This is a genomic window from Kitasatospora sp. CB01950 (assembly GCF_001905465.1).
GTDB lineage: Bacteria > Actinomycetota > Actinomycetes > Streptomycetales > Streptomycetaceae > Kitasatospora.
The window spans coordinates 319,241-344,472 of record NZ_LISX01000006.1; the positions used below are offsets into that span (position 1 = coordinate 319,241).

Genomic DNA, 25,232 nt, shown 5'->3' on the forward strand with positions numbered 1-25,232 from the left:
CGGACCTGATGTCCGCGCCCCCTCCGTCGTACGGCGGGCAGGTCGTCCGTCACACGGCGGGCAGCTCGTCGACCAGGTCCAGGTAGCCGACCGGGTGGCCGTCCGACCCGGCCTCCGAAGCCGCCGAGGCCGCCGGCGCCGTCGAGGCCGCCGATACCACCGAAGCCGTCGAGGCCGCGGCATCCGGCTCAGCCTCCGCCGCCGCCGGCGTCCGGGCGGCGTTCCGGTCGATGAACAGGGCCGCCACGGCGCCCGCGGCCACCACCGCCGCGCCGATCCAGACTGCCGGGCGCATGCCGTCGACGTACTGGGCGGCACTCTGGTAGCCGCCGTGCGCGATGAACACCGAGGAGAGCACCGCGACGCCGAAGACGCCGCCGAGCTCGCGGATCGTGTTGTTGGCGCCCGAGGCGATGCCCTCCTCGGAGCGCTCCACCGCGCCGAGCGCGACGTCCGCGCTGGGCCCGAAGAACAGGCCCATGCCGAAGCCGTTGAGCGCGAAGCCGGGCACCAGGGCCGGGTAGCCGGTGTCGGTGCCGGTCACCAGCGCCAGGTAGACCAGCCCGGCCGCCTGCAGCGCCAGACCGGCGGTGAGCAGCGCCCGCCCGCCGTACCGGCCGGCCAGCACCGCGCCGAGCGGCGCGCCGATCATGGTCAGGCCGGTCCAGGAGAGCAGCCGCACGCCCGCGCCGAGCGGCCCGGCGTGCTGCACGTCCTGGAGGTACTGGGTGATCAGGAAGATCGAGCCGAACATCCCGAAGTACATCAGCAGCGACACCACGTTGACGGCGGCGAAGGTGCGGTTGCGGAAGTGCCGCAGCGGCAGCATCGGGTGGGCGGTGCGCTGCTGCCACCACAGGAAGGCGGCGAGCAGCAGCAGGCCGCCGACCAGCGGCAGCAGCACCCCGGCGGACGTCCAGCCCGCCTGCGGGCCGCGGATCAGTCCGTACACCACGCCCAGCAGACCGGCGCTGGCCAGCACCGTGCCGGGCAGGTCCAGCGGGCGCGGCTCGCCCCGCTGCTCGCTCAGCCAGAGCGGGGTGAGCACCAGCATGGCCACACCGATCGGCACGTTGATCCAGAAGATCCACTGCCAGGAGGCCCACTTGACGATCACTCCGCCGACCAGCGGGCCGAGCGCCACCGCGAGCCCGCCGACGGCGCCCCAGATGCCCAGCGCGGCGGCCCGCTTCTCGGGCGGGTAGGCCGCCGCCACCAGCGTCAGGGTGAGCGGCAGCAGGACCGCCGCGCCCAGCCCCTGGACGGCCCGGCCGGCCACCAGCAGCACGACGTCGGAGGAGAGCGCCGACAGCAGCGAGCCCAGGGTGAACAGGCCGATGCCGATCATGAAGAAGCGTCGCCGGCCGAACCGTTCGGCGACCGCCGAGGCGGTCAGCAGCAGCACGGCGTAGGTCAGCGTGTAGGCGTTGACGGTCCATTCCAGGCCGTCGATGCCGATGTGCAGATGCTCGCGGATCTGCGGCAGCGCGGTGGTCACCACCAGGTTGTCGAGCGAGATCATGAAGACCACGACACCTGTGACCAGCGAGGTGCGCGCGGTACTGCTCATGCTCATGAGGTTGCGGTCCTTTCCGTCGTTCCCGAGTCGCGGGCCATCCCGCGCAGCGTGGAGCGGTCGAGCTTGCCGTTGGGCAGCCGGGGCAGCGCGTCCACCAGCCGGACGCGGGACAGCTGCTGGTGCTTCGTCAGGTCGGAGTTGGCGCGCCCGAGCAGGTCGGCGGCGTCGGCCGGGCCGCGGGTCACCAGGTAGGCGACGGGCTGCGCCTGCGTACCCGCGTCGACTGCGGGGGCGTCGACCACGGCGCTCTCGGCGACCTCGGGCAGCTCGTCCAGCAGCGCCTCGATCTGTCCGGGGGAGACCAGGGTGCCGTCGGCGGCCTCGAAGACGTCGCGCACCCGGTCCAGGAAGAACAGGTTGCCCGCCGCGTCCAGCCGGCCGATGTCACCGGTGGAGAGCCAGCCCTCGGCGTCCACCGCCGACGGGACGGCCAGGTAGCCCTGCATCACGTTCGGGCCCTGGATCTGGACCTCGCCCAACTCGCCCGCCGGCAGCGGGACTCCGGTGCGCGGGTCGATCACCCGCAGCCGGCTGCCGGGCAGCGGGCGGCCCACCGAGCCGGGGCAGCGGGTGTCCGGCCGGTCCGAGGTGGCCAGCGAGGAGGTCTCGGAGAGGCCGTAGCCCTGGAGCACCGGCGCGCCGAACCGCTCCTCCAGCCTGCGCAGCACGGCGGGGCGCAGCGGGGCGCCGCCGGTGGAGAGCATCCGCAGCGCGCGCGGCGCCGGGCCGGGCGGCTCGGGCGCGTTGGCGGCCGCGACCAGCCGGAACGGCAGGGTGTAGAAGTGCGTGGCCCGGTGGTCGTCGGCGTGCCGCAGCGCCTCGCCGATGTCGTTGCCGGAGAGCACGTGGGTCGCGCCCGCGTGCAGCGAGGCGTTGAGGTGCATCGGGTGGTAGATCGGCAGGCCGTTGAGCACCAGCGAGTCGGGGCCCTGGCCGTGCGCGGCGGCCAGTTGGGTGGCGCCGGTCAGCAGGTTGCGGTGGCTGAGCCGGACGGCCTTGGGGCTGCCGGTGGAGCCGCTGGTGAACAGCAGGCAGGCGGTCCCTGCGCCGCCGGCGGCCGCCGGGCCGCCCTGGCGCGGCAGCTCCCCGGCGGCCTCGTCGAGGGTGAAAAGGTGCTCCAGCTGCGGCAGTTCGCCACGGAGCGCGGCCAGCCGGGCGTGCGCCTCGGGGGTCAGGACGGCGGCCCGGGCGCCGGAGAGCGCCGCGACGTGCTTCAGCAGGTGCGGCGGATAGAACGGGTTGACCGGGGCGACGGTGTTACCGCTGCGGATGATGCCGTGGTACAGCGCGCCGAAGTCGGGCGTCATCGCGGCGGACAGCAGCACCACCGCGCCGGAGTCGCCCAGCAGCCGCCGCAGGCCCCGGGCGTAGGCGTCGGCGCGCTCGTCCAGCTGCGCGAACGTCAGCTCCGCGCCGCCGGGCACGATCACGGCGGGCGCGTCCGGGCGGGCGGCGGCCGCCCGGGAGAGCAACCGGTCGGCGGTGCCGGTCGGCACGTCGGGCAGCGGACCACCGCTGCTGACCGCCTCGGCGGTCTCGGACAGGGCGGTGACTTCGACCATGTTCGCCTCCTGCGGCACACGGGACGGACCTCCGCGCCATCGTCGGGCGGTCCACTCGACAGCCGCTCGACCGACGCCGGAGCCGCCCGGCTCCGCCAGGGCTCCAGAGCCGGCTGGCATCGTCGCCCCGCACCGCACGCCCACTCCGGCAAGGAGCCCTCATGACCGACCTGTTCAGCCCGTTGGCGCCGTCGGGCAGCAGCACCGACGCCCAGCTGTACACCGCGATCCAGCAGTTCTACGCCCGCCACATGCAGGCCATCGACGACGGCGACGCCCTCACCTGGGCGCTCGGCTTCACCGAGGACGGCGTCTTCGACAGCAACGCCCTCCCGGCGCCGGTCCGCGGGCGGGAGACCATCGAGACGGCCACCCTGGCCGCCGAGGAGGCCCGCAGGCCCACCGGCGTCACCCGCCGGCACGTGATGACCATGCTCGCCGTCGAGCCCGAGGACGAGACGGCCGCGGTGGTGCGCACCCGCTCCTACGTCGCGGTCTTCACCACGCTGCCCGGACAGCCCACCGGCATCTACTGCATGACGTCCTGCCAGGACGTGCTGGTGCGCCAGGCGGACGGCGGCTGGCGGATCCGCAGCCGGCACGTGCTGCGCGACGACCTGCCGCCGCGCGACTGACGGCCCGCGCACACGGGTGTGCCCGGTACGGCTCGTGGCCGTACCGGGCACCTGCGCGTGCGCGGAAAGTCACTCGGGGTCGGTCACCCGGGCCACCGCCCTGGTCCAACCTGCGCCGCCGCCCCGGATCTTGACGGGGAAGCAGGTCACCGAGAAGCCGTGCGGCGCGGGCAGCGCCTCCAGGTTGGAGAGCCGCTCGATCTGGCAGTACTCGCGCTCCCGGCCGGCGAAGTGCGCCGGCCAGAGCACTCCGGGGTCGCCGGTGGCCCGGTACTTCTCGATGATGGCGCCGAACGGGGCGTCCAGGCTGAACGCGTCGGTGCCGATCACCCGCACCCCCAGGTCCATCAGGTACCGGACGGCCGAGCCGTCCAGGCCGATGAAGTCGGTGAAGTAGCGCCGGGTGCCGGCCCATTCGGCGGCGCCGGTGCGGAACAGTGCGATGTCCATCGGCTGCGGCCGGTGGTCGATGGCCTTCAGGGCCAGCTCCACGGCGGCCGCGTCCACGGTGCGGCCCGCGACGTCCCGGACGTCCAGCACGAAGGCGGGCCGGTCGAACCAGTCCAGCGGCATCTCGTCGATGGTGCGGGCCGCCTGCCCGTCGGCGCGGGTGCCGTAGTGCGCGGGGGCGTCGACGTGGGTGCCGGTGTGCGAGGAGAGGTAGAGCATGTCGTTGGTGAGGAACTCGCCGCCCGGCAGTTCCTCCGGGCGCAGGTCGATGCCGAAGTTCTTGCGCATGCCGTCGGTCATGTGCCGGGCGCCCTCGGCGGCCGACATCACCGCGTGGGTGACCGGCTCGGGTTCCCAGCCGGAGGCGTCCACAGGTGAGGAGAGGTCGATCAGTCGCACGGGCGCTCGGCCCTTTCGCATTGACGGGGCATCGTTGGCTTGTTCGGGTGCAGGGGGTGCGCGGGCCCGCCGGTCACACGCCGGCGGCCTTGTCCGGCCGCAGGCAGGCGCCGACCAGGAGCAGCGCCGAGAGCACCGCGCAGACGGTGCGCACCACGTGCCAGTTGTTCCAGGCGTGCTCGATGGCGGCCCGGGCCTGGTGGAACTGCTCCGGGGTGGTGGTGACCGCCTCGGCCAGCCGGGTGTTCATCGGCACCTCCACCGCCAGCGAGACCACGAAGGCGGCGAGCGAGAGCAGGGCGGCCGCACCGATCAGCCAGACCCGGGTGTCGGCGCCGCGCCACGGCGTGCGGGTCAGGAACGCGAGCAGCGGCCAGACCACCGAACCCACGATCACCAGGAAGAACAGCACACCCGGCACCGCCTCGTTGAGCCGGCGCATCGTCGTCACGTACGCCTCGTCGTCCAGCCGCTCCAGGGCGGGCGTGACGACGACGGCGTAGCAGAAGCAGAAGCCGGCGAAGAGCCCGGCCGACACGGCGGCCAGGTGGAGGAAGACGCGGAACGGCACGGTGCCGCCTCCTTCGTGGGTAGTCCTGGGGGAAGGATCGGGGCCGGTGCTAGAGACCTGCTCAAGACCGCCGGCCCGGCGGCGGGACCGTGATCGGTGACCGGGTGCACCCGTGACGGAATCACGGATTTCCCATGATCCTGACACTGTCCTGTCAGCCCCCCTGCTGTCGAGAATGGGATCCCAAGATCGTGGGAACACAGGGGGTACCGCCATGAAGGTCCGCGTCTTGGGCGAGTTCGAGGCCACCGAGGACGGCAGATCCGTCGCACCGAGCGCGGCCAAGCCCCGTCAGATCCTGGCGCTGCTGGCACTCTCGGCGGGCCAGGTCGTCCCGGTGACCTCGCTGATGGAGGAGCTCTGGGACCACGCGATGCCCCGGAGCGCGGCCACCACCCTGCAGACCTACATCCTCCAGCTGCGCCGCCAGGTGCAGCGGGCGCTCGCCGACCAGGGCCACGCCGACCCGGCGGCCGGCGCCAAGTCCGTGCTGGCCACCCGCTACAACGGGTACCTGCTGGACCTGCGCGGCGAGGAGACCGACGTCCAGCAGTTCGAGCGGCTGGCGACGGCCGGCAGCCGGGCCCAGGAGGCCAACGACCCGGAGGCGGCCTCCCGGCTGCTCGGCTCCGCGCTGGCGCTGTGGCGCGGCCCGATGCTGGCCGACGTGCAGACCGGCCCGCGGCTGGCGATCGAGGTGATGCGGCTGGAGGAGACCCGGTTGGGCATCCTGGAGCGCCGCATCGAGGCGGACCTGCGCCTCGGCCGTCACCACACGCTCCTCGGCGAGCTGGCCGTGCTGGCCGCCGAGCACCCCTGGCACGAGAACCTGCACGCGCTGCACATGGTCGCGCTGTACCGGTGCGGCCGGCAGTGGCGCGCCCTGGACATCTACCAGCGGCTGCGCGCCACCCTGGTCGAGGAGTTCGGGCTGGAGCCGTCGGCCCGGCTGCAGCACCTCCAGCGGGCGATCCTGGAGTCCTCGCCCGAGTTGGACGGCGTCGGGCGCTGGGCGCCGACCCGATCGGCCCACGAACTGACCGGTTGACCGATGGCGGGGGGCAGGGTCATGCAGATCGTCCGCGGCGGCGGCCTCGGCGGCCCCGCACCCGCGGCGCCGGACCGGGACACCGCCCGGCGCCCCCGGCTGATGGTCTGGTCGGCGGCCGACCTGCGGGACGAGCGGAACGTCCGGCGCTCGCTGCGCCGCTGGCTGCGAGCCCGTGGCGAGAGCGGGTTCGCCCGGGCTGCTCAGGTGTGGGGGCAGGCCGAACCGGGCCCGGTGCGCGGGGCCGTGGTGGCCGCCGACTGCGCCGAGGCGCTCGCCCTGCTGGACGGGCCGGTCCCGTCGGCGTCGTCGTCCGCGCCGTCGTCCGCGCCGTCGTCGGGGGCCGCGCAGGTCCGGCAGGTCGGCGCCGCGCCGCTGCCGGTGGTGCTGCTGCTGCCCGGCCAGGGCGCCCAGCGTCCCCGGATGGCCCGCGGCTGCTACGGGTGGGACCCGGTGTTCACCCGGGCCGCCGACGAGGTGTTCGACCTGGCCGGCCGCGGCGTCCGCGAGGACTGGCTGGCCGAACCCGCCGCCCGCACCCGCCGGGACGCGTTCGGCCCGGGGCGCGCCGCCCGGATCCACCACTCCTTGCTCCAACTGTTCGCGGTGGACCACGCGTTGGCCCGGATGCTGGTCGGCTGGGGGGTGCGCCCGGCCGCGCTGCTCGGCCAGGGGATCGGCGAACTGGTCGCCGCCGTGCTGGCCGGCGTGATGGCGCTGGAGGACGCGGTGCGGCTGCTGGCGCTGCTCGCCGAGGAGACCGCCGCGCTGGCCCCCGGCGGGATGCTGGCGGTGGCCGCCGGTGTCGAGGAGGTGCGCGGGCAGCTGGCCGACGGGGTGGCGGTGGCCGCCCTGAACGGCCCGGCCCAGACGGTGCTGGCGGCCGGCCCAGGGCGCGCCCTGGCCGACACCGCCGACCGGCTGACCGGCGCCGGGTACGAGTGCCTGCCGGTGCGCACCGAGGCGGCCTTCCACACCCCGCACCTGGCGCAGGCCTGCGCCGGGGTGGCCGCGCGGCTGCCCGCCACCGTCCTGCGACCGCCCCGGCTGCCGCTCTACTCACCGTCGGTGGGCGCCCGGCTGTCCGCCGACGCGGCCCAGGACCTGCGCCACTGGACCGACCTCGCGGCCGCCCCGGTGCGGCTGCGCGACGCCCTGGACGCGCTCTTCGCGGACGGCGACTGGGCGTGCGTGGAGTCCGGCCCCGGGCAGGGGCTCGGCACCCTGGTCCGCCGCCATCCGGCGGCCGCGCGTGCGGCGGCGCAGACCTTCGGCGCGCTGCGGGCCCGGCCCGGCAGCGGCGCGGACGACCAGCGGGCCGTGCTGTCCGCCGCCGCCGGCCTCTGGCTGAGCGGCCACCACATCGACTTCGAGGCGATCCGGGGCGCCGGCTGACCGGGGCCGCCGGACATCCGCTCCGCACCGCGGGCGGGGAGCCGCCGCGGAGCCACCGGCGAGAGAGGGGAACACCGATGGCCGACGGGCCGATCGACGTGGCGGCGCTGTCCCGCCTGCTGCGCGAGTGCGGCGGCGAGGAACCGGGCGGCCCGATCGGGCCGGGCGACCTGGACGTGCCGCTGTACGAACTGGGCCACGACTCGCTGACGGTCGCCCAGTTGCTGACCAGGGTCGGACGGGAGTTCGGGCTGACGGTGCCGCTCGACCTGCTGGAGGACGCCGACACCGCCCGCTCGCTGCTGGACATGCTGGCGACGATGCCGCGGGTGCCCCGGGCGCCGCGCCCCGAGCACCTCCCCTCCCCCGGTCCGCGCGACGCCGGACAACGCCGCCGCCCGTGAGCCGCCGCCCGGGAGCGGGCGGTCGGGAGCGGGCGCCCGGGAGCGGGCGGTCGGGAGCGGGCGGCCGCTCAGCGCGGCAGCAGTTGCAGCGGCACCGTGAAGCGGTCCAGGGCCGGGACGGAGTCGATGACGGCGCGGTGGAGTTCCCGGAGCGCCGGGCCGGGTTCGACGGAGAGTTCGGCGGCCATGCCGTTGCGCAGCCGTTGGAAGGTGCTCAGGGCGTCGAGCCGACGGCCGCAGCGGTAGAGGGCGACCATCTGCTGGGCGCAGTGACGTTCGTTCATGGGGTCCTGGACCGTCAGGGCGGCCAGTTCGCCGAGGAGTTCGGCGTGCCGGCCGATCGCGAGTTCGGCGTCGATGCGGCGCTCGGTCAGCGCCGAGCGGCTCAACTCCAGTCGCTGGGCCTCCGGTTCGAGGGCCGGGCCGCGTTCGACGTCGAGCAGCGCGCCGGGTCCGCGCCACAGCCGCAGCGCCTCGCGGAGCAGCCGGGCCGCGTCCTCGTGGGCGCCCAGGGCGGCGGCGCGGTCGCCGAGGGCGGCCAGCGACTGGTACTCGTGGACGTCGACGGCCTCCGACGGCAGCTCCAGGCGGTAGCCGCCGCGCACGGTGCTGATCAGGCGGCTGGACAGGCCGGCCCCGCGCAGGGTCCGGCGCAGCTGGAAGATGTAGGTCTGCAGGGTGGCGGCGGCGCTGGCCGGCGGGCGGCCGGACCAGAGTTCGCGGATCAGCGTCGCCGCGGGCACCGCCCGGCCGTGCCGGGTGCTCAGCAGCGCCAGCACGGTGCGCGGTTTGCCGGCGGTGGGCGCCACCGAGCGGCCGTTGACGGTGAGCGCGAACGGGCCGAGGACCTCGATGCGGATGCGGCTGGGTACTGCGCTGGTCATGACGGTTCTTCTCCCCGTTGCGTGGTGGTGCGCGAGTGTGCGTCAGCCGCCGCCGCGCGGCTGGTGGGCCGCCGCCGCCTGCCGTTCCCAGAGCACCTGGACGGTGCGGTGGTCGAGGGCGGTGGTGAGCCCGGTGTCGAGGTTGCGGCCGCGGCCGTCGTCCCGGACGGCGGCCGCGGCGAGGTAGCCGCCGGCGAACCGCCGGGTGTGGAAGGTCCACCAGTGCTCGTTCACCGGGTCGCCGTGCGGGCGCAGCAGCCGGGCCCGGCCGCAGGACTCGGGCAGGTCGAAGCCGAAGTGCGTGAACGAGAAGGCCAGGCCTTGGCCGAGCGCCTTGGTGTAGGCCTCCTTGAGCGTCCAGCGGCGCAGCAGCGCGAGGTTGCGCTCCGGCTCGGGGGAGGCGGCGAGGCGGCGCAGCTCGTCGGGGGTGCACATGACCCGTTCGATGCCGCTGCCGTAGACGCGGCGCTCCTCGTGCTCCAGGTCGACGCCGATCAGGCCGAGCGAGGTGATGCCGACCAGCGCGACGTCCTTGGTGTGGCTGAGGTTGAGGTCGACCTGGTCGCAGCCGCGCACGTAGAGCCGCCCGGTGAGGCCGTAGGCGAGCTCCAGTTCGTGCGGGCGGGCGCCCACCGCGGTGGCGGCGACGTGCTTGAGCAGCAGCCGGGTGGCCCGGAACCGGTCGGCGTGCGGGCGGCCGGCCAGCTCCCGGTAGCGGGCCCAGTCGCGGCCGAGCAGCCGCCGCAGTTCGCCCTCGCCGCCCGGCGGGGCGGGCCAGTCGGAGAGGCGGCTGTGGACCAGGGCGACGCCGTAGCGGTCGAGGTCGGCCCGGACGGGTTCCCAGGGGCCCGCGGGCCCGAGGACCGGCCGCGGTGGTGGCACCAGGCCGGCGCCGCTGCTCATCCGGCCAGCTCCAGTCCGTACAGGTCGTAACCGATCGCCCCGCGGGCGCGCCGCAGCGCCTCGGCCGCGAGCTCGGCCGTGGCGGCGTCCGGCACCCGGGGCCCGGCGTGGCCGAGCCGCCGCAGCAGCCGGTTCAGTGCGGCCACCAGCCAGGTGGGGCGGGCCTGGAAGGAGCCGGGGTCGGCGCACCGCCAGACGCCCAGGCAGGCGCAGGCGACCAGCAGCAGGGCGTAGCGGTCGGTGAGCGGAAACGCCGAGGTGTCGGTGACGAACCGCCCGTCGGGGCCGTCCAGCGCCGGGCAGCCCTCCCGGATCGCCGCCAACTCGACGTCCAGCAGCGCCAGTTGGTCGGATAGCAGGCGCAGCAGCGGGGCGTCGGGGTCGCCGGGCGGGGCCGGCTGCGGCTCCTCGCGGCAGCGGGCGATCCAGCCGATCAGCCCGTCCCGGCCGCCGAACGCGGCGAGCCGCTCGGAGGCCAGCGGGGGCAGTGTGCCGTCGGTGCGGAACAGCTCGGCGGGGGCGGCGAGTTCGGCCGGCCAGTCGTGGGCGAGCAGGCTGGGCAGGAAGGGCGCGATGGTGGCCTGGCAGACCGCGCTGCTGACGTGGCCGAAGCTCACCATGGTCAGGTCCCGGACGTGCTTCTGGAAGATGGCGTGCTCGCCGCTGCGGGTGTGGAAGGCGTCGCCCATCAGTGCCGAGAGCCGGTAGAAGGTCTCCCCCACGATCTTGGGGACCAGGTACTTGGCGGCGGCGGCCAGCACGTTGCACTCCTCGGGGAGCACGTGCAGCGCGCGGGTGGCGGCGAGTGCGATGCTGTCGCAGGCCAGCAGGTCGACCAGGGCTCCGGCGATCGCCCCGCGGGCCGAACCGGACAGCCTCGCAGGGTTGTTGTGCACCGAGCCGCCGACGGCGAACCGGATCGCGGTGCGCAGTCCGGTGTCCGCCATGCCGATGATCATCGACGGCACGGCGGCGGAGTTCACCTGGAGGGCCCGCAGCCCGAGCGTGATCCCGTCGCCCCACTCCCCCAGCATCACCCCGGCCGGCGCCGGGCAGTCCCGGAACCGCAGCCCGGAGATCTGCAGGCCCTGGGTGCCCTCGGTGCGGTAGCGCGGCAGCCGGTCGCAGGCCGCGGCGGGCATCGCGCCGGGCTCCAGCAGCAGCAGCGAATAGCCGTCCTCCGGGTCCTGCGGGCCGACCGTGCGGGCGTAGGTGAGCATCAGCGCGGCGCGGTCCGCGTTGTTGACGGCGGCCTTGCGCCCACCGAGCAGCAGGGTCCCGTCGGCGGCGCGCCGGACCCGGAACTCGTCCGCGACGAAGTCGTTGCCGTGCTTGAACTCCTGGTAGGCGACGGTCGCCCGGCCGCCGCCGAGCAGCACCCGGGCGGTCCGCCGCTGCTGTTCGGCGTCCCCCACCAGCCACACCGCCATCGACCCCATCAGCGAGGTGAGCGCCTCCCCGACGGCCAGCGTGGCGTCCCGCCGGAACAGCGGACGCAGCATCATCCCGAGCGTGTCGATCTGCTCCAGGCAGCCGCCCAGCGCGGCCGGCACGTACTCCGCGTTCATGCCGACCCGGTGATACAACTCCACGGCCGCCCGGGGCAGTTCGGCCCGGTCATCGGCGTCCAGCAGCGCCGCGAACCCGGTCGGGTTGGCTCTGTCCCACGGATCGCCGAACGCCTCCTCGACCGCCGCGTGACGCACTGCGGCCGTACTGGTGTCCATGATGCGATCCGTCATTGCCGCTCCCAAGGACGCATGACCGGGCGGGCGTTCGACGCTTCCACCACCCGGTGGAGCGGCGATCGAGCCCCGCTCGACCGGGCGGCCACCGCTCCGCCCCGCGGGGTGGCTCCCTCGATCGGGGGAGGATCTTCTCCCGTCTTCGCGTGATGTGCGGCCGCGCCCCCGACGGCCATGATCGGTCCGGCCCGGCCCCGGCTTCCGCTCCCGGGCTCCTCGGCCTCCGCGAGGACGCGGAGGGCTCATCATCCGATCACTCGAAGGATCAGCATGACGGTGCGACACCTACGCATACCCTCCCTCGTGACCGTCGGCGCCGCCGCGGTGCTGGCTGCCACGCTGACACCGGGAGCGGCCGCCGCCGAGGACCCGATGCGGCCCTACACGCAGCAGACGCTCCACTGGGGGCCGTGTGATCGGCAGACGCCCGCCGCGTTCCGGTGCGCGGCCGTCAAAGTGCCGCTGGACTACGGCAATCCCGGCGGCGCGCAGCTCGACGTCGTGGTGAACCGGTCGAAGGCGGCCAGTGCGCACCAGCGGCGCGGCGTCCTGCTGTTCAACCCCGGCGGTCCCGGCGCGTCGGGCCTGGAACTGCCGGTGGCGATGGAGCCGGTCCTCCCGCAGGAGGTGAAGGACCGGTACGACCTGGTCGGCTTCGACCCGAGGGGCGTCGGGCGGAGCTCCCCGATCAGCTGCGGCCTGACTCCCGACGAGCTGAACATCGACCGCGCGTACCACCCCGAGACCTTCGCGAAGGACGTGCAGTGGGCGCGCACGGTGGCCGACAAGTGCGCCGCCGCGGCGGGGGACGAGCTGCGGCACATCACCACCCGCAACACCGCCCGCGACATGGACCTCGTCCGCACCGTGCTGGGAGAGCAGCGGATCTCCTACTACGGGGGCTCGTACGGCACCTATCTCGGCGCCGTCTACCTGCAGATGTTCCCCCGGCGGGCCGACCGGTTCGTGCTGGACAGCGCGGTCGACCCCACCCAGTACGGGCGGGGCACCTTCCAGCAGATGGCGCAGGCGACCGAGCCCGCCTTCACGCGGTGGAGCGAGTGGACCGCAGGACAGGACGCCACCTACCACCTGGGCCGGACCCCGGCCGACGTCCGCGCCGCGTTCTGGAACGTCGTCGCCCGGGCGGACCGCCGGCCCGTCGACTCCGGCGACGGCCCCCTCACCGGCGACGACATCCGCGCCGCACGCGACATCTTCTTCACGAGGCAGAAGGCCGCCGAGTGGGTCGCCGGGCTGAAGAAGGCCGCCGAGGACGGCCGGCCCGCCGCACCGGCGCCCGACCCCGAACTCCCCCCGGAGAACCAGCTCGCGAGCCTGTGGACGATCATGTGCGGCGACACCGCCGCGTCCTGGCCGCACGACCCCGAGCAGTACCGGCGCGACGCCCTCCGCGGCAGGGCCCAGTACCCGCTGTACGGCGACTTCGCGGCCGGCATCAAGCCGTGCGCCTTCTGGAAGCCCGGCGCCGAGGCCCCGACCACGGTGGACAACGACGTCCGGGCGCTGATCGTGCAGAACGAGTGGGACTCCCAGACTCCCCTGGACGCCGCCCGGAGCATGCACCGGTCCCTGCACGGCTCCCGGATGATCACCGTCCTGGGCGGAGAGGGACACGGCGTCTACGGCCGGGGGTCCTGCGCGGACGCGCCCACCACGCGCTACCTGACCACGGGCCGGCTCCCGGACGGCGACCTCGCCTGCTCGGCCGGACCCGCCTGAGCGGCGGGGCTAGATGTAGCCCTCGCGCAGCGCGTACGCCACCGCGTGGGCGCGGTTGCGCAGTTGGAAGCGCGTCGTGACGGTGTGGATGATGTTCTTGATCGTCCGCTCCGAGTAGAGCAGCTTGCCCGCGATCTCCCCGGTGTCCATGCCGTCGGCGACCAGGCGCAGCACGTCCACCTCGCGCGGCAGCATGCCGAAGTCGGTGGAGCCGCTCTCGTGCGCCTGGCCGTCGCCGCCGCGCTGCCGGCCCATGCAGCCGATCAGCTTGCCCAGCAGGTCGGGCGGGAGGTCGCCGTGGCCCCGGTCGGCGGTGAGGACGGCTTGGCGCAGGCGTTCCCTGGTCACCTCGCGGCGCCACAGGATGGCGGTCACCCCGAGCGAGACGACGTTGAGCAGTTCCGGTTCCTGGATCCGGTCCAGGACCAGCACCACGCGGGTGCGCTCGGCCCGGACGAGCCGGGACAGGCTGGTCAGGGCCGTCTCGTCGAAGGTGTCGGCGACCAGCAGGGTCACGCCGGTCCGGCCCTGGTGGTTGTCGTCCACCAGCGACACCTCCGGGCACTGCCGGAGGAAGCTCACCACTCCGGCCCTGGAGAGCGGGTCCAGGGCGTGGACGGCCACCGGGATCGTCCGGGTGGTCTGCGTCGGGATGGGTCGGATCGTCGTACGGACGTCGTCGGCGTACTGCAGCACGGCGCTGGATTCCTTTCGTTGCGCTCGGCGGTGCGCCCACCGCCCCCCACAGGCGGTGGCGCACCGTCAGAACCGGCCGGCCGGCGTCGTCCGCACGAGACGCCGTCCCTCCTCCCGCGGCCCGGCCGGCGCCGCGGGAGTTCCCCGTGTCCGTCGGAGGTTCGGCGGACACGGGCCAAGCTATCCGCCGCCGGTCAATAAAAGATTGACGGATGCGCATCTGCGCCGTTGGTTCCCGTTCCCCGGGAGAAATTTCCATTCCTTTGCCCACCGGCAGGACGGCCCGCGGCCCGCGGCCCGGCGGAATCGAATGCGCGCGGGCGGGTGAGCGACAAGTCCCGCCCGCGGCGGTGGAATTGCACCCGCCCCGGCCCGGCGGTCCGGCGGTCCGAACCGCTACCTTCTGACGATGACGGAAATCGGAGAGCCCCACGGTACGTCGGCCCCGGCGGCGGACGGCGGGGAGCGGCTGCGCCTGTGTCTGCTCGGGCCGGTGCAGGCCTGGTGCGGGGAGCGGGAGTTGGAGCTCGGCCCGCCGCAGCAGCGGGCGCTGCTGACCGCGTTGGCGCTGCGGGCCCGCCGGATCGTGTCCGTCGACGAGCTGCTCGACGCGCTGTGGGAGGAGCCGCCGGCCCGCGCCGCCGCCATCGTGCGCACGTACGTGTCGCGGCTGCGGCGGGTGTTGGAGCCGGACCGGGTGCACCCGACGGTGCTGGTGTCCTCGGGCAGCGGCTACGTGCTGCGGCTCCCGGCCGACGGCACGGACGCCGAGGTGTTCGAGAACCGGGTCGCGGCGGCGGGCCGGGCCCGCGCGCTGGGGGACACCGCCGGGGCGCTCGGGCTGCTGCGGGAGGCCTGCGGGCTGTGGCACGGCGAGCCGCTCGCCGGGCTGCCCGGGCCGCTCGCCCAGGCGCACCGGGCCCGGCTGGTCGAGCGCCGGCTGAACGCCGTCCAGGCTTGGCTGGAGACCGAGTTGGAGGCCGGGCGGCACGCGGAGGTGATCGGCGAGCTGACCATATGGGTCAGCCAGTACCCGCTGCTGGAGCCGATGCGCGAGCTGCTGATGCTGGCGCTGTACCGCAGCGGGCGGCAGGCCGAGGCGCTGGGCGTGTACGCGGACGCCCGCCGCACGCTGCTGGAGCAGCTGGGGGTCGATCCGGGGCCGCGGCTGCGCGAGCTGCACCTGGGCGTGCTGTCGGGCGAGCCGAAGCTGGCCGCGCCGACCGCGGCGCCCGCGCCGGCGTTCGAGCCGGGCGGCGGTCCGACCGGGTCCGCGCCGCTCGCGCCGGCCCAGCTGCCCGCCGACATCGCCGACTGGACCGGCCGGGACGGGCTCTGCGCGGCGCTCTGCGCGGACCTGGCGCCCGGCGGTCCGGCGATGCCGGTGGTGGGGGTGTCGGGCCTGGGCGGGGTCGGCAAGTCGGCGCTGGCGGTGCACGTCGCGCACGCGGTGGGCGGGCAGTACCCGGACGGCCAGCTGTACGTGAACCTGCAGGGGGCCGGGGCGTTCCCCGCCGATCCGGGCGAGGTGCTGGCCGGCTTCCTGGGCGCGCTGGGCGTGGCCGACGCGGCGATCCCGCAGGGGACGGCGGACCGGGCCGCCATGTTCCGGTCCCGGGTGGCGGGCCTGCGGGTGCTGATCGTGCTGGACGACGCCCGCGACAGCCGGCAGGTCGGTCCGCTGCTGCCCGGCAGCCGCTCCTGCGCGGTGCTGGTGACCGGCCGGGCCTGGCTGTCGGGCATGGCGATGACCCGGCAGGTCGCCCTGGAGCCGCTGACCCCGGACGAGTCGGTGCGGCTGCTCACGGCGATCGCCGGGGAGCGGCGGGTGACGGCCGAGCCGGCGGCGGCCCGTCGGGTGGCGGCGGCCTGCGGGTTCCTGCCGCTGGCGGTGCGGACGGCGGCGTCCCGGCTGGCGGCCCGCCCGGCCTGGCAGCTCTCGCACATGGCGGACCGGCTGGCGTCCGAGCGGCGGCGGCTGGCCGAGTTGGAGGCCGGGGAGCTGGCGGTCGCCGCGTCGTTCCGGCTCAGCTACGACCAGCTCGACGCGGAGACCGCCCGCGCGTTCCGGCTGCTGTCGTTGGCGGACGGCCCGGGGGTGTCCTCGGCGGCGGCCGCGGTGCTGCTGGGGCTGCCGGAGCCGGAGGCCGAGCGGCTGGCCGAGTCGCTGACCGATCTGGGGCTGCTGTCCTGCCCGTACCCCGGCCGCTACCACTACCACGACCTGCTGCGGCTGTTCGCCCGCGAGCTGGTCCGGGAGGTGGACGGGGACGCCGCCGGGCGGGCCGCCGTCGAACGGCTGCTGCGGCACTACCTGGTGACGGTGGCGGGCCTGTACCGGGTGGTCCGGCCCGGCTACCCGTTCCCGGACCTGGTGGCGGCGGAGGCCGGCGCACCGGCCCGCACCGGATCGGCCTTCGGCGGGCCGGCCGAGGGGCTGCGCTGGGCCAGGCAGGAGATCGCCGCCGTGCTGGCGGTCGCCGAGCAGGCCACCCGGGACCCGGACGGCCCGCTGGCGGTGGTCGCGGACCTGACGCTGGTGCTGATCCAGCTGATCGACCTGGGCATGGCCGTGCCGGAGCTGTGCGACCTGGCCGGACGGGTCGCGGAGGCCACCGCGGCGGCGGGCCTGCCGGAGAGCGAGGCGCGGGCCCGGTACACGCTGATGTGGGCGCAGCGGGAGTTCCAGCGCACCCTGCAGGCCCGGTCCGAGGCGGCCCGGGTGGTGGCGCTGGCCCGGCGGACGGGGCAGGCGGCGCTGCTGCCCGGCGCGCTGATCGTGCTGGCGCTGACCGGCCTCCCGCACTGCACGGACGAGGAGGTGACGGCCCGGTGCGACGAGGCGGTCGCGCTGAGCGCCGAGCTGGGCGACCCGTCCTTGCAGGCCTTCGTCGAGGGGATGGCGGCGCTGGTCGACCTCGCCGTGGACCGGCCGGAGTCGGCGCGGCGCCGGGCCGAACGCAGCCTGACGGCCTTCACGGAGCTCGGCGACTTCGTCGGCCAGGTGCACATGCTGTACGCCCGGGCGACGGCGCTGCACGGGATGGGCCGGTTCGAGGCGGCGTGCGAGGACTACCGGGAGTGCCTGGGGGCGCTGCGCGCGCTCGGGGCGCGGGACCGGATGCCGGGAGTGCTGGTCGGCCTGGCCGAGTCCTGCCGGGCCGCCGGGCGGCCGGCCCAGGCGCTGGAGGCGGCCGAACAGGCGCTGGCGATCGCCCGGAAGCTCGGCCTGGAGCACCGCCGGGCGAACGCGCTGGCCGCCGTCGGGCGGGCGCTGCTCGACCTCGGGGAGCAGGACCGCGGCCGGGCCTGCCTGGCGTAGCCGGCGCCCTTCGGGGCGGCCCGAATTCGAAGGCCTTCGCCGAATCCGGAACATCTCCCCCGCAAATCCGTGATCTCCCCGAGATATTCGGCGCAGGGTGCGCAACGATCATCACGAATCGATTTCGGAGCGGGTGCCGAAGCGGCGAATAGGCGTTCAGGAGATCAATCGGCCGGGCCGGGTCCGGGCCCGACGGACTTCGGGTACGGAAGTCGGGCCGGGCCGGCCGCGGGCGATTCCCCGCCGGATTCCGCGCGACCGTTCTCCGTTCACCCGGAGGGTCCCGAAGCGCACGCGAACCGATCCGCTCCGGGCCCGCCCCGGGGCAGTGCCGACTGCCCCATCGGGCAGTGTCGGCGGGCGGTGCGGGCGGCCCGCGAGCAGAGCGTTGACACCCCGGTTCGGGCTGGTCCAGTGTGGGGCGAACCAGGTCATCCACGGTGCCGCCGCAGCCTTCCGCACCCGCCGTCGGCCGGACAGGCCCTGGTCCGGGACGGCGCGACGGGCCGGTCCGGGCTCCGGGTCCTCGCTCGACCGGCCACTGCCGCACCGCATCTGACGATCAGACGGAGATTCCCACACCATGCAACGAGTCTGCCTCGCCCTGCCCACCATGCGGGCCTGTCCCGGCACCATCGTGGATCTCGCCGAGGAGGCGGCCTACGCCGTCGCGACCTTCGGGGTCGAGGTCCACCTCCTCGTCCTGGACACCACCGTGGCCGCCGAGTTCGCCAAGAACGCGGACGCCGTGGCCGCGCTGACCCCCGCCCCCGGCGTGTTCGTCCACCACCTCGGCAACGAGGCGCAGCGGGCGTTCTTCCTCGACGTGGCGCGGCGCTCCGGCGGCGCCGACCCCGAGCTGCTGCTCGACCTGATGCTGCCGTCGGACGTCGCGTACGGCTCCTGCGTCAACCGGATCTTCCTGGGCGCCGCCGCCCTCGGCTGCACCTCGGCGCACCTGCGCAACGACGACTTCGACTACCGGGTCGTCGACGGCGACAAGATGTTCCCGATCCACCACGAGCTGCTGTCCCTCGGCAAGCCGGCCGGGGAGGCGCTGGCCGGGGTGGCCCGCTCCGAGCTCGACCCGGCGGACGCGGACCGGCCGGTGATGCTGGTCAGCGCCTCCTTCATGGGCGAACTCAACGTGGACATCGGCGAGATCAACGAGCTGGACCCGGAGGTCTACCGGGACCTGGTGCGCCTGTGGACGCCGCGGGTGTGGACCCGGGAGCAGCAGGACGCCATGGTGGAGATCTCCTTCAAGGGCGCCGAGCCGGAGACCTTCGACCGCGACGACTCGGTGCTCGGCGTGCCGGACATCTGGGACGTCTACATGTGCAACGTCGCCCTGGACCACCGGGGTTACGAGGTGCTGCCGCTGGTGCCCTCGCTGCGCACCATCGGCGCCGACTACGCCCTGCTGCACGCCCTGGTGCACGCCGAGCTGCCCGCCGTCGTCCACAAGCGGCACATCGTCAACTACTACACGCCCGAACGCCGGGTCGGCCCCGGGTTCGTCTCGTACCAGCTGCGCTTCGTGAAGATGCTGCTCTCGATGCTGTACCTGTACCCGGTGTACGGCCAGATGATCGACCTCGGACGCGAACTGCTCGACGAGCGGCACGAGTTGAAGGTCGAACCGATCCTCGGCCTGGTGCGGAGCACCATCGACCTGGACCGGGACGTGAACGAGCAGTGCCTGGACGAGGTGGACCGCCTGTACCGCAAGCTGGGCGGCAAGTACGCCGACCTGGCGGACGCGGTGGCCGGGCAGCGGCAGCAGCTCCTGGACGAGGCCCGGGAGGACGCCGAGCGCTGGGCCGTGCTGATCGAGGCCTGGGCGCCGATGGTGGCCGCCGCCCGCGAGCGGGGGCTCGGCGGGTGACCGGGGAGTTCCTGATCCGGCAGCTGGCCGACGGGGACTGGGACGCCGTGGTCGCGCTGGAGCACGACGCCTACGCGGCCGACGGCCTCTCCGAGGGCCGCGAGGCGCTGCAGTCCCGGGCCCGCCGCTCGCCGGAGACCTGCTACGTGCTGGAGCAGCACGGCGCCGTCCGCGGCTACCTGCTGAGCCTGCCGTACCCACCGCTGGAGTGCCCGGACCTCGCCGTGCCGGAGCAGGACGGGGCGGTCGAGTCGGACAACCTGCACGTGCACGACCTGGTGCTGGCCGAGGAGTTGCGCGGCCGGGAGCTCGCCTCGAACCTCATGGACCACGTGCACGCGCGGGCGGTGGAGGGGGGCTTCACGCAGATCTCGATGGTCGCGGTGCGCGGCTCCGACATCCTGCTGCGCTTCTTCGGCTACCGCGCGCACCGGGAGGTGTCCCTGCCCGCGTCCTACGGGCGGCGCGCGGTCTACATGTCGAGGCCCGTGGGCTGACGGCACCACGACGTCGAGCCCGACCGGCATCCTGGCCGGTCGGGCTCTTCGTGCTGTCGGCCGGTCAGGCCCAGTGATGCCGGCGGACGGTGAAGGGGCGGTCCCCGTCGGCGGCGACCGCCGCGCGGAACGGGCCCGGGACGGGGACGTCGGCCAGCCGGAGCGGGCCGGGGCCGAGCGGGCCCGCGTCGGGCAGGCGCAGCGGCGAGGGCCCGGCGAGCGGGAGGCCGAGGCCCTGGGCGAGCCGGCCGCCGTACACCTTGACGCAGGCCTCGCGGCGACACCAGAGCCGGGTGAAGTGCTCGGCGCCGTCGGCCGGGGTGGGCGCGTCGAGGACGAGGGCCGCGTCGGCGGGCGGGAAGTGGCGGCGGGCGATCCGGGCGCCGACGCCGGGCGGGCGGAGCTGCTCGACGTCCGCGCCGACCCGGCGCCCGTCCGCGACGGCGAGCAGCGCGAGGGCGCCCGAGGCGGACCAGTTGACGTCGATCCCGCTGTCGACCGCGGGGCTGGGCCTGCCGTGCGGGCCGCGCCGCCACCCCAGGTCGGCGGGCGCGACGGCGAGCCGTTCGGCGACCAGCAGCCGGACGACGCCCCGGACCACGGTGAAGCGCGCGCCCTGCCGCGGGTCGTGGGCCCGGTCGGCCCGCTCCCGTTCCTCGGCGTCGAGCAGGCCGTACAGCCGGCGGACGACGGCCGGGGGCCGGTCGGTGGGGATGCTCCAGACGTCGATGACGTCGGGGTCGGTGTCCGGCACGGGGGTGTTCACGGCAGGGTCAGGGTGCTGAGCCGGCCCAGGCGCCGGTCGTGGTCGGCGACCAGCAGCGGCCCGTGCCCGGGGAGGCGGTCGGCGAGGCGGTCGGCGAGCAGGCTCCAGACGCCGGTGAACGGCTGTCCGGGGCGGGCCGCCTCCACGCCGTCGGGGAGGTCGCCACGGGCCAGGTCGGCGGCGAGCAACAGGCGTGCGCCCGGCCCGAGTCGGCGGTGTTCGTCGAGGACGGAACGCAGCGCCTGCACGCCGTCCGGCTCGGCCTGCCCGCGGACCCGCATCCCCTCCCCCGGGGCCTCCTCGCAGACCAGGACGACGGCGCGGTGCTCGGCGGGCAGCTCGACGGGCTCGGCGGGCCGGTGGTGCAGGGCGCTCTGCTCGGCGAGCACGATCACGGCCCGCCGGCAGCCGCCGGTGCGGTGGTGGGCGGCGGCGATCCGCAGCGCGGCGAAGGCGGTGGCGCTGCCCTGGTCGCAGACGGCGAAGGCGGTCGGCTGCCCGGGGCAGTGCCGGCTCAGGCGGAGCGAGGAGGGCGCGGCGGGCCGGACGTCCGGGGAGGAGAAGGCGAGGATCAGCAGGTCGGCGGGTTCGCCCCCGGGCAGCGCCTGCGCGAACAGGCCGGCGGCCATCTCGCCGTAGTCGTGCCCGGCGCCTTCGGTCAGCAGGTCCTCGCGCAGCGGCAGGCCGTACGGGCGGACCAGGTCGCCGGTGAAGACGCGCAGGTCGGGGTGGAGCGCGGCGGCGGAGTGGCCGTCGAATCCGGCGGCGACCGCCCTGGTCACGCGCAGGCCGCGGGTCTCGGCGGGCATCGGGTCAGTCCTCGTCGACGTGGTGCCCGACGACGTAGTCGGTGAGGCTGTCGACGGTGCGGATGTCGTCGATGGCGAGGTGCTCGACGTCGACCTGGATGGCGAGTTGCTCCTCGATGTCCAGGACCAGTTCGACGATGCCGGAGGAGGTGAGGCCGAAGTCGTCGAAGAAGCAGGCGTTCGCGGGGATGTCGGCGAGCTCGACGCCCAGGACGCGCGGCAGGATGTCCTCGATGCCGCGCCGGATGCGGACGCGGACCTCGGGGTCGACCAACTCGTGTGCGGGCACGGCGGTTGCGGGCAGGGCAGCCGTGGGGAGGGCGGATTCTGACATGGGTGGACCGTCCAGTGGTGGAAGGGGGAACGCGGAGCGGGCTCAGTGCCGCAGGACCATGGCCGCGAAGGTGGCGCCGATGCCGGCGGCGGCGATCAGGTAGTGGTCGCCCGGCCGGAGCGCTCCGCCGGTGGTGGCGGTGCGGAGGTTGATGAAGGCGTCCGCGGCGAAGCTGTGTCCGACCGTGAGCACGTTCTCCAGGACCACCTGCTCGACAGGGTAACCGAGTTGACGGCAGATCATCCGCCAGGAGGCCTGGTTGACGTTGTGCGGGAGCAGCAGCGCGATGTCGGAGAGGTCCAGACCTGCCTGGTCGAGTGCGGCCTGCACGGTCTCGATCATGGTGGGCTGGTACTCCCGCTGGTAGCGGACCATCAGCTCCGGGTCCTCGGCCGGTCGGCCGTAGAACTCGGGGCGTTGGCGGACCGCGTAGGACAGCACCCGGTTCCGGTCGCCGTCGGGGCTGACCAGGCAGGCCGTCGAGGCCTCGGCGAAGATCGTGGTCTCGGGGAGCACCTGGGCGTCCCGGGTGAAGGTCTTCTCCCCCGCCACCACCAGGGCCAGCGCCGACGGGTCGCCGTCGTCCGCGAGCAGCCGTCCGGCCAGGTCGACGGCCAACAGTGAGGCGGCGCAGGCCTGTTGGGTGACGGTGAAGGCGTCGGCGCGGGTGAGGCCGAAGCGTTCCTGGAGCTGGTGCAGGGGGTTGATCGGGTAGGGCGCGGCGACCGGCGTGTTGCGGGCGTGCAGCAGGTACCGGATGCGGTGTTCGTTGCCGCGCAGTTCGGGCAGCGCCCGGACGGCGGCGTCCAGCAGGTCGAGCAGCGTCCCGTCCGGGTCCAGGCGCACCTGGTCCAGGCCGTGGAAGCGGCGGAAGAGTCGGAGTTGACGTGGGGTAAGGCCGATCCGCGCGCCCACGTCCTCGATCGGTTCGAGTCGCGGGGGGAGGTGGACGGCCACTGCCTCCAGTGCGGTCACGGCGGTTAGTATTCCCACGCTCTGCGGGTCGCACAAGCGACGACCGCCTTGGAGCAGCCTCCCTCACTCCCGTTGCCGTCGAGCCGGTGGAGCCTTCCGATGACCGATTCCCCGCATTCCTCCGTACACCTAGAAACCGCTTCCGATCTGGCCTCCGGGCCGCCCGCCGGGCTCGACCCGGGGTTGTCGGCCGCGCTGGTCGAGGCCGCCGACGCGCTGCCCGAATGGGCAGAGTCGCTCGCCCCCGAGGACCGACTCGACGGCGATCTCGCCCTGGACGAGAGCGAGTTCGCCGCCCTGGACGCGCTGCTGCGGGAGCGCTTCGGCGCCGACCTGGGCGCGCTGCGGGCCGGCCTCGACCTGGACGGTCTGGCTGCACTGACCGTCGGCGACCTGGCGGAGCTGGTGCGCCGATGAGCCGCTTCCTGATGGTGGTGCCGCCGCTGGCCGGGCACGTCAACCCGGCGTCCGGGATCGCGAACGAGCTGGTCGCGCGCGGCCACCAGGTCGCCTGGACCGGCACCGAGACGATGCTGCGGCCGCTGCTCGGCCCCGACGCCCGGATCTTCGGCACCGGCAACCGGATGTTCCGCGCGATGGGCGGCCACGGCCTGGCCTCGCTGCGCTCGCTGTGGGAGGGCTTCGTCGTCCCGTACGCCAGGTTCACCCTGAAGCCGCTGGACGCGGTGGTCCGGGAGTTCCGGCCGGACGCGCTGCTGGTGGACCAGCACACCCCGGCGGGCGCGCTGGTCGCGCACCGGCACGGGCTGCCGTGGGCGAGCCTGGCGCCGGGGGCGATGGAGCTGGGCCGCCCGTACCGGGCGCTGCCGCAGGTCGAGGCCTGGACGGCGGGCCTGCTGGCCGGGCTGTGGGAGCGGGCCCGGCTGCCCGCCGACGAGTTCATCGACCCGCGTTTCTCGCCGCACCTGCTGCTGGCCACCACCGGGCGGGCGCTGCTCGGCGACCTGCCGACGCCGCCGCACCACGCCCTGGTGGGGCCGGTGCTGACGCCGCGTCCGGCCGATCCGGCGTTCCCGTGGGAGCGGCTGGAGCGGGGCCGGCGCACCGTGCTGGTCACCATGGGGACGATGTCGGACGCGGTCGGCGCGGACTTCCTGCACCGCACCGTCGAGGCGCTGGCGCTGCTCGGCGGGGACGTCCGGGCGGTGATCGCCGCGCCCCGCGGGGCACTGCCGGCTGCCCTTCCGGACTCCGTCGTGGTGGTCGATCGGGCACCGATCCTGGAACTGCTGTCCGGCGGCCGGTTGGACGCGGTGCTCTGCCATGGTGGGATGAACACCGTGGTCGAGTCGCTGGCGCACGGTGTCCCCGTGCTGGCGGCGCCGATCCGCAACGACCAGCCGTTCGTGGCGCAGCGGGTCGTGGAGGCCGGGGCCGGCCTCCGGGTCCCGTTCGCCCGGGTCAGCCCGCCGGTGATCGCCGAGCGGCTGCGGCGGGTGCTCGACGAGCCCTCCCACCGGACGGCCGCCGAGTCGATCGGTCGTCAACTGCTGTCCGGTGGCGGGGCGTTGGCCGCCGCCGACCGGATGGAAGCGCTGGTCGCCCCCTGATTCCGCCCCGCGCCCGCCGACTCCCTCTCCCTGTAAGGGAGTTGGCGGGCGCGGTCCCCCGCACCCCTTCCCAGCTCGGGAGTTCTGGTTGATCGAGACCAAGGGACTTCGCAAGTCCTATCCGTCCGGTAAGCACGGCCGCACCGTCGTCGACGCCGTCCGCGGCATCGATCTGGACGTCCGGGCGGGCGAGATCTTCGGCTTCCTCGGCCCGAACGGCGCCGGGAAGACCACCACCCTGCGCATGCTCGCCACGCTCATCCGCCCGGACGGCGGCGAAGCCCTGATCGCCGGCGCCGACCTGCTGGCCGACCCGGCCGAGGTCCGCCGCCGGATCGGCTACGTCGCCCAGGGCGGCGGCACCGCCGACGCCGTCACCGGCCGGGAGGAGCTGGTGATGCAGGCCCGGATGTACGGCATCCGCAAGGCCGACGCCCTGCGGCAGGCCGCGGACGCCCTCAAGGCGTTCGACCTGACCGAGTTCGCCGACCGCCACTGCAGCACCTACTCCGGCGGCCAGCGCCGCCGGGTGGACATCGCCCTCGGGGTGATCCACTCCCCGAAGGTGCTGTTCCTGGACGAGCCGACGGTCGGCCTCGACCCGGCCAGCCGCGGCCAGGTGTGGGCCGAGATCGAGCGGCTGCGCACCGAGGGCATGACGGTGGTGGTGACCACCCACTACCTGGACGAGGCCGACGCGCTCTGCGACCGGGTCGCGATCGTCGACCACGGCCAGGTCGTCGTCGAGGGCACGCCCGAGGCGCTCAAGCGCGAGATCTCCGGCGACGTCGTCCTGCTCGGCCTCGCCGCCGGAGAGGCCGGGCCTGCGGCCGACGCCCTGCGCGGGCAGCCGTACCTGCACCGGCTGGAGCCGGGCGAGGACGGACTGCGGCTCTACCTGGACGACGGCGCGGCGGCGATCCCGCAGCTGCTGAGCGTCCTGAACGGGGCGGGCATCGTCCCCGGGACGGTGCAGCTCCAGCGGCCGAGCCTGGACGACGTCTTCCTGGCCCGCACCGGCCGCTCCATCGAACAGTCCTGACGAGAGATCCCTGG

Annotated in this window: 23 protein-coding genes; 11 read left to right on the top strand and 12 right to left on the bottom strand. The window is 74.7% G+C overall.

Translation table 11 applies throughout. The annotated features are described in order from the left end of the window. Positions 1 to 49 precede the first annotated feature (49 nt). On the bottom strand, positions 50 to 1,570 hold the full coding sequence (locus AMK19_RS18120) for an MFS transporter (protein ID WP_073812896.1): 1,521 nt from the start codon (positions 1,568 to 1,570) through the stop codon (positions 50 to 52). Between the two features lie 2 nt (positions 1,571 to 1,572). After that, positions 1,573 to 3,141, bottom strand: a complete 1,569-nt coding sequence (locus AMK19_RS18125) for a class I adenylate-forming enzyme family protein (RefSeq protein ID WP_073812898.1) — start codon at positions 3,139 to 3,141, stop codon at positions 1,573 to 1,575. 161 nt (positions 3,142 to 3,302) lie between these two features. Here AMK19_RS18125 and AMK19_RS18130 point away from each other — a divergent pair, with 161 nt between their 5' ends. Beyond that, positions 3,303 to 3,776, top strand: a complete 474-nt coding sequence (locus AMK19_RS18130) for a nuclear transport factor 2 family protein (RefSeq protein WP_073812899.1) — start codon at positions 3,303 to 3,305, stop codon at positions 3,774 to 3,776. Positions 3,777 to 3,845: 69 nt separating this feature from the next. Here the strand turns inward: AMK19_RS18130 and AMK19_RS18135 are convergent, their stop codons facing one another. Beyond that, the gene (locus AMK19_RS18135; protein WP_073812901.1) at positions 3,846 to 4,625 is read right to left on the bottom strand and encodes a cyclase family protein; all 780 of its coding nucleotides are present in this window, start codon (positions 4,623 to 4,625) and stop codon (positions 3,846 to 3,848) included. A 73-nt stretch (positions 4,626 to 4,698) separates the two neighbouring features. Continuing rightward, a complete protein-coding gene (locus AMK19_RS18140) occupies positions 4,699 to 5,196 on the bottom strand; it encodes an anthrone oxygenase family protein (protein ID WP_073812903.1) in 498 nt (165 codons plus the stop codon). A 214-nt stretch (positions 5,197 to 5,410) separates the two neighbouring features. Between AMK19_RS18140 and AMK19_RS18145 the strand changes: the two genes are divergently transcribed. The 3 genes from AMK19_RS18145 to AMK19_RS18155 all read left to right on the top strand — a co-directional run bounded on the left by AMK19_RS18145 (position 5,411) and on the right by AMK19_RS18155 (position 8,043). Further along, on the top strand, positions 5,411 to 6,244 hold the full coding sequence (locus AMK19_RS18145; protein ID WP_073812904.1) for an AfsR/SARP family transcriptional regulator: 834 nt from the start codon (positions 5,411 to 5,413) through the stop codon (positions 6,242 to 6,244). A gap of 21 nt (positions 6,245 to 6,265) precedes the next feature. Continuing rightward, the gene (locus AMK19_RS18150; protein WP_158071923.1) at positions 6,266 to 7,639 is read left to right on the top strand and encodes an acyltransferase domain-containing protein; all 1,374 of its coding nucleotides are present in this window, start codon (positions 6,266 to 6,268) and stop codon (positions 7,637 to 7,639) included. A 77-nt stretch (positions 7,640 to 7,716) separates the two neighbouring features. After that, positions 7,717 to 8,043, top strand: coding sequence for an acyl carrier protein (locus AMK19_RS18155; RefSeq protein ID WP_073812906.1), 327 nt, complete (start codon positions 7,717 to 7,719; stop codon positions 8,041 to 8,043). Positions 8,044 to 8,111: 68 nt separating this feature from the next. Here the strand turns inward: AMK19_RS18155 and AMK19_RS18160 are convergent, their stop codons facing one another. Genes AMK19_RS18160 through AMK19_RS18170 form a run of 3 tightly spaced genes read right to left on the bottom strand, consistent with a single transcriptional unit; the run spans position 8,112 to position 11,572 of the window. Continuing rightward, complete coding sequence (locus tag AMK19_RS18160) at positions 8,112 to 8,927, bottom strand: AfsR/SARP family transcriptional regulator (protein ID WP_241844459.1); 816 nt, start codon at positions 8,925 to 8,927, stop codon at positions 8,112 to 8,114. Between the two features lie 42 nt (positions 8,928 to 8,969). Continuing rightward, on the bottom strand, positions 8,970 to 9,830 hold the full coding sequence (locus AMK19_RS18165) for a 4'-phosphopantetheinyl transferase family protein (protein ID WP_073812907.1): 861 nt from the start codon (positions 9,828 to 9,830) through the stop codon (positions 8,970 to 8,972). Further along, positions 9,827 to 11,572, bottom strand: coding sequence for an acyl-CoA dehydrogenase (locus tag AMK19_RS18170; RefSeq protein WP_143200256.1), 1,746 nt, complete (start codon positions 11,570 to 11,572; stop codon positions 9,827 to 9,829). Before AMK19_RS18170 ends, AMK19_RS18165 begins: the two co-directional genes overlap by 4 nt. Before the next feature lie 306 nt (positions 11,573 to 11,878). Between AMK19_RS18170 and AMK19_RS18175 the strand changes: the two genes are divergently transcribed. Then, positions 11,879 to 13,318: an alpha/beta hydrolase gene (locus AMK19_RS18175; RefSeq protein WP_338015795.1), complete on the top strand. Its 1,440-nt coding sequence runs from the start codon at positions 11,879 to 11,881 to the stop codon at positions 13,316 to 13,318. A 9-nt stretch (positions 13,319 to 13,327) separates the two neighbouring features. Here the strand turns inward: AMK19_RS18175 and AMK19_RS18180 are convergent, their stop codons facing one another. Continuing rightward, positions 13,328 to 14,014, bottom strand: coding sequence for a helix-turn-helix transcriptional regulator (locus AMK19_RS18180; protein WP_073812912.1), 687 nt, complete (start codon positions 14,012 to 14,014; stop codon positions 13,328 to 13,330). A gap of 409 nt (positions 14,015 to 14,423) precedes the next feature. Here AMK19_RS18180 and AMK19_RS18185 point away from each other — a divergent pair, with 409 nt between their 5' ends. The 3 genes from AMK19_RS18185 (at position 14,424) to AMK19_RS18195 (ending at position 19,721) form a co-directional block, all read left to right on the top strand. Then, positions 14,424 to 17,336, top strand: a complete 2,913-nt coding sequence (locus AMK19_RS18185; protein WP_083646989.1) for an AfsR/SARP family transcriptional regulator — start codon at positions 14,424 to 14,426, stop codon at positions 17,334 to 17,336. A gap of 583 nt (positions 17,337 to 17,919) precedes the next feature. Next, on the top strand, positions 17,920 to 19,224 hold the full coding sequence (locus AMK19_RS18190; protein ID WP_073812915.1) for a DUF6271 family protein: 1,305 nt from the start codon (positions 17,920 to 17,922) through the stop codon (positions 19,222 to 19,224). Continuing rightward, on the top strand, positions 19,221 to 19,721 hold the full coding sequence (locus AMK19_RS18195) for a GNAT family N-acetyltransferase (RefSeq protein WP_073812917.1): 501 nt from the start codon (positions 19,221 to 19,223) through the stop codon (positions 19,719 to 19,721). The genes AMK19_RS18190 and AMK19_RS18195 overlap by 4 nt, the downstream gene beginning before the upstream one ends. Before the next feature lie 64 nt (positions 19,722 to 19,785). On the opposite strand, the gene AMK19_RS36035 is transcribed toward AMK19_RS18195, so the two are convergent. The 4 genes from AMK19_RS36035 to AMK19_RS18215 are packed head-to-tail and all read right to left on the bottom strand — an operon-like array spanning position 19,786 to position 22,605. Next, complete coding sequence (locus AMK19_RS36035; RefSeq protein WP_073812918.1) at positions 19,786 to 20,487, bottom strand: 4'-phosphopantetheinyl transferase family protein; 702 nt, start codon at positions 20,485 to 20,487, stop codon at positions 19,786 to 19,788. After that, positions 20,484 to 21,296, bottom strand: a complete 813-nt coding sequence (locus AMK19_RS36040) for a hypothetical protein (protein WP_073812920.1) — start codon at positions 21,294 to 21,296, stop codon at positions 20,484 to 20,486. Before AMK19_RS36040 ends, AMK19_RS36035 begins: the two co-directional genes overlap by 4 nt. Positions 21,297 to 21,300: 4 nt before the next feature. Continuing rightward, on the bottom strand, positions 21,301 to 21,630 hold the full coding sequence (locus AMK19_RS18210) for an acyl carrier protein (RefSeq protein ID WP_083646991.1): 330 nt from the start codon (positions 21,628 to 21,630) through the stop codon (positions 21,301 to 21,303). A 42-nt stretch (positions 21,631 to 21,672) separates the two neighbouring features. Then, positions 21,673 to 22,605, bottom strand: coding sequence for a 3-oxoacyl-[acyl-carrier-protein] synthase III C-terminal domain-containing protein (locus AMK19_RS18215; protein WP_073812921.1), 933 nt, complete (start codon positions 22,603 to 22,605; stop codon positions 21,673 to 21,675). A 99-nt stretch (positions 22,606 to 22,704) separates the two neighbouring features. Between AMK19_RS18215 and AMK19_RS18220 the strand changes: the two genes are divergently transcribed. From AMK19_RS18220 to AMK19_RS18230, 3 genes are all read left to right on the top strand, one after another. Beyond that, positions 22,705 to 23,022, top strand: coding sequence for a hypothetical protein (locus AMK19_RS18220; RefSeq protein ID WP_143200258.1), 318 nt, complete (start codon positions 22,705 to 22,707; stop codon positions 23,020 to 23,022). Next, positions 23,019 to 24,176, top strand: coding sequence for a glycosyltransferase (locus AMK19_RS18225; RefSeq protein ID WP_073812924.1), 1,158 nt, complete (start codon positions 23,019 to 23,021; stop codon positions 24,174 to 24,176). The genes AMK19_RS18220 and AMK19_RS18225 overlap by 4 nt, the downstream gene beginning before the upstream one ends. 88 nt (positions 24,177 to 24,264) lie before the next feature. Further along, complete coding sequence (locus AMK19_RS18230) at positions 24,265 to 25,218, top strand: ATP-binding cassette domain-containing protein (protein ID WP_073812926.1); 954 nt, start codon at positions 24,265 to 24,267, stop codon at positions 25,216 to 25,218. The last annotated feature ends 14 nt before the right edge of the window (positions 25,219 to 25,232 follow it).